The organism is Streptomyces sp. NPDC051940 (assembly GCF_040680895.1).
In the GTDB taxonomy this organism is placed as follows: domain Bacteria; phylum Actinomycetota; class Actinomycetes; order Streptomycetales; family Streptomycetaceae; genus Streptomyces.
In genome coordinates, this window is sequence record NZ_JBFAXR010000267.1 from 1 (window position 1) to 3,083 (window position 3,083).

Sequence of the window (3,083 nt, forward strand, 5' to 3'; positions counted from 1 at the left end):
GGGTCCGGACCGCGGCGGGTGTCCAGCATGCGAGAATCGGGGCATGATCGAGGCGCGGCGGCTGCACATCCTGCGCGCGGTCGCGGACCACGGGACCGTGACCGCGGCGGCTGCCGCGCTGTACCTGACGCCCTCCGCCGTGTCGCAGCAGCTGGCCGCGCTGGAGCAGGAGACCGGGCACAAGCTGGTCGAGCGCGGGGCGAAGGGCGTGCGCCTCACCCCCGCCGGGGAGATCCTGCTGCGGCACACCAACGCCGTGCTGGCCCAGCTGGAGCGCGCGGAGGCGGAGCTGGCCGCGTACAGCACGGGCGCCGCCGGCACGGTGACCCTGGCGTCCTTCGCGACCGGGATCAACCTCGTCGTCGGCCCCGCGCTGGCCGGGCTGGGGCGGACCGCCCCCGGTATCCGGGTGCGGGTGCTGGACGCCGAGGGGGACGCGAGCCTGCCGATGGTGCTGGACCGGCAGGTCGACATCGCGGTGGCGGTGGAGTACCGGGGCGCGCCCGGCGCGGACGACCCCCGGCTGAGCCGCGTGCCGCTGTACGAGGAGCCGTTCGACGCCGTGCTGCCGGTGCTGCACCGGCTGGCGGGCGCGGAGCGCGTGGCGCTCGAGGAGCTGGCGAAGGACACCTGGATCGGCCCCTACCCCGGCAACCCGTGCCACGACGTGGTGGTGCTGGCCTGCGAACACGCGGGTTTCCAGCCCCAGTTCGAGCACTCGTCGGACGACTTCCGGGCCGTGGTGGCCCTCGCCCAGGCCGGCGCGGGCGTCGCGCTGGTCCCCCGCTCGGCGCTGCACGGCATGGACCTGACGGACGTGGCGGTACGGCCGGTGGACTCGGTGGCGCCGACGCGCAAGGTCTTCGCCGCCGTACGGCACGGGGCCGAGGAGCACCCGCTGCTGCGGCCGGTGCTGGACGCGCTGGGCGCGGCGGCGGCCCGCTGACGGCAGGCGCCGACGCCCGCTGAGCGTTCCCGGCGGCGGGCAACTTCCCTGATTCCAGGGCCTGGTGGGACCCGGGGTTCTGCGGTGCAATGTGACACGCCAGCAAGTGATCACCGCTCCCTGTCTTGGAGGCCCTGTGGCCGTCAGATCCCGTACGTCCGGCAGAGGCATAGCCCGGCGCGCCGCCCTCGGCGCCGTCGCCGTGGCCCTCGCCGCCGCCCCGCTGCCCGCCGCGCACGCCGAGGACGTACCGGCGCTGCGGATCGTGGACAACACCACCCAGCCCGCCTTCTCCCGCGCCGACGCCGTGCTGCAGCAGGTGGACGTGGAGACGGAGGTGGACAGCGACGGCGACGGGCGGCTGGACACCGTACGCATGCGCATCCTGCGCCCCGCGGAGACCGACCGGGGCCTGAAGGTGGCCACGATCGTCGAGGCGAGCCCGTACTGGGCCGGCGGCAACGACGTCGCGAACCACGGCGTCGACCTGGACGAGGACGGGCTGGCGGGGCTACCCACCGGCCGTCCCGACCGGCCGGGGCTCACCGGGCCGTCCGTGCCCTGGTCCGGCTACTACGACAACTACTTCCTGCCCCGCGGCTATGCCGTCGCCCAGGTCGACAGCGTCGGCACCGGCGGCTCCACCGGCTGCCCGACGTCCGGCGCGCGCAACGAGACGCTCGGCGCGAAGGCCGCCATCGAGTGGCTGAGCGGCCGGGCGCGCGGCTGGGACCTCGCCGGCGCCCCGGTCACCGCCGGCTGGTCGACGGGGAACTCGGCGATGATGGGCATCTCGTACAACGGCACGCTGCCCACCGCCGTCGCCACCACGGGCGTCCCCGGGCTGAAGGCCATCGTGCCGATCTCCGGGATCTCCTCCTGGTACGACTACTACCGCGCGAACGGCGGCGTCGTCGCCCCGGGCGGTTTCCAGGGCGAGGACACCGACGTGCTCGCGGAGTACGTGTACACGCGGTCCGACCGCGCCGTGTGCCGGACCGTGATCGACGGGCTGACCCGCGACCAGGACCGGGTGACGGGCGACTGGGGCCCGTACTGGCAGGAGCGGGACTATCTGAAGGACGCCGGGAACATCAGGGCGGCGGTCTTCGCCGTGCACGGCCTCAACGACTGGAACGTCAAGACCCAGCACGTGGGCCAGTTGTGGGAGGCGCTCAAGGACAACGGCGTCCCGCGCAAGCTGTGGCTGCACCAGGCGGGCCACAGCAACCCGATGCCGCTGCGGATGGAGGAGTGGCTGCGGCAGGTGCACCAGTGGTACGACCACTTCCTGTACGGCCTGGACAACGGCGCCACCGACGAGCCGCGCGTGGACGTGGAGCAGGCCGACTTCACCTGGAAGCGGCAGTCGGAGTGGCCGGCGGCCGGCACCCGGGACCTGACGCTGCGGCTGAACGCGGACGGGCTGGACGCCCTGCCGGAGCGCTCCGTCGTGCAGTCCATGACGGACGACGGCCGCACCGTGCGCGCCGAGGAACTGGCCACGGACCCGGACGCGGCCCGCGGCGACCGGCTCGTCTACACCACCGGCCCACTGACCCGCGATCTGCGGGTCAACGGCACCCCGGAGCTGTCCGTACGGGCGTCCCTCGACGGCTCGTCCCCGTATGTGACGGCGCTGCTGGTGGACTACGGGCGTGACACCCGGGCCACCGCCGGGACGTTCACCAACACGGCGGCGGGGCTGGTCTGCTACGGCGAGCCGCTGCCGAACTCGACGGACACCGGCTGCGCGTACCGGACGGGGCACCGCACCGAGACCGCCGACTTCAAGATCGTCTCGCGGGGCTGGATCGACGCCCGCAACCGGCACGCCATGGACCGCCAGGACCCGGTCCTGGAGGGCGTGGAGTACCAGCTGAACTGGGGGATGCAGCCGCAGGACTACGTGTTCAAGGCGGGCCACCGGCTCGGCGTCGTGCTGATCTCCACGGACTACGACTACACCCTGCGCTACCCGGCCGGCACCGAACTCGGGGTGCGCACCGCGGCCAGCACGGTGACGCTGCCCGTGGCGCCGTATGCCCGAGCGGGCGCCGTCGGCCTTCGCCGCCAGATCGGCGACCTGATGCCAGGTGGGTTTGTCCGGCATGGTCAGGCCCGCCTCCGTGAAGAC

1 protein-coding gene and 1 pseudogene are annotated in these 3,083 nt (G+C 73.7%); both read left to right on the forward strand.

Annotated elements, in window-relative coordinates:
• The first annotated feature begins 43 nt into the window (after positions 1 to 43).
• On the forward strand, positions 44 to 946 hold the full coding sequence (locus AB0M28_RS40250; RefSeq protein ID WP_365415778.1) for a LysR family transcriptional regulator: 903 nt from the start codon (positions 44 to 46) through the stop codon (positions 944 to 946).
• Between the two features lie 202 nt (positions 947 to 1,148).
• Positions 1,149 to 2,951, forward strand: a pseudogene (locus AB0M28_RS40255) (Xaa-Pro dipeptidyl-peptidase); the annotation flags it as partial.
• Positions 2,952 to 3,083: the final 132 nt, after the last annotated feature.

What these genes read in the sequence shown, in the direction of transcription:
- AB0M28_RS40250 (WP_365415778.1), top strand. Translation starts at nt 44, where the DNA reads ATGATCGAGGCGCGGCGGCTGCACATCCTGCGCGCGGTCGCGGACCAC.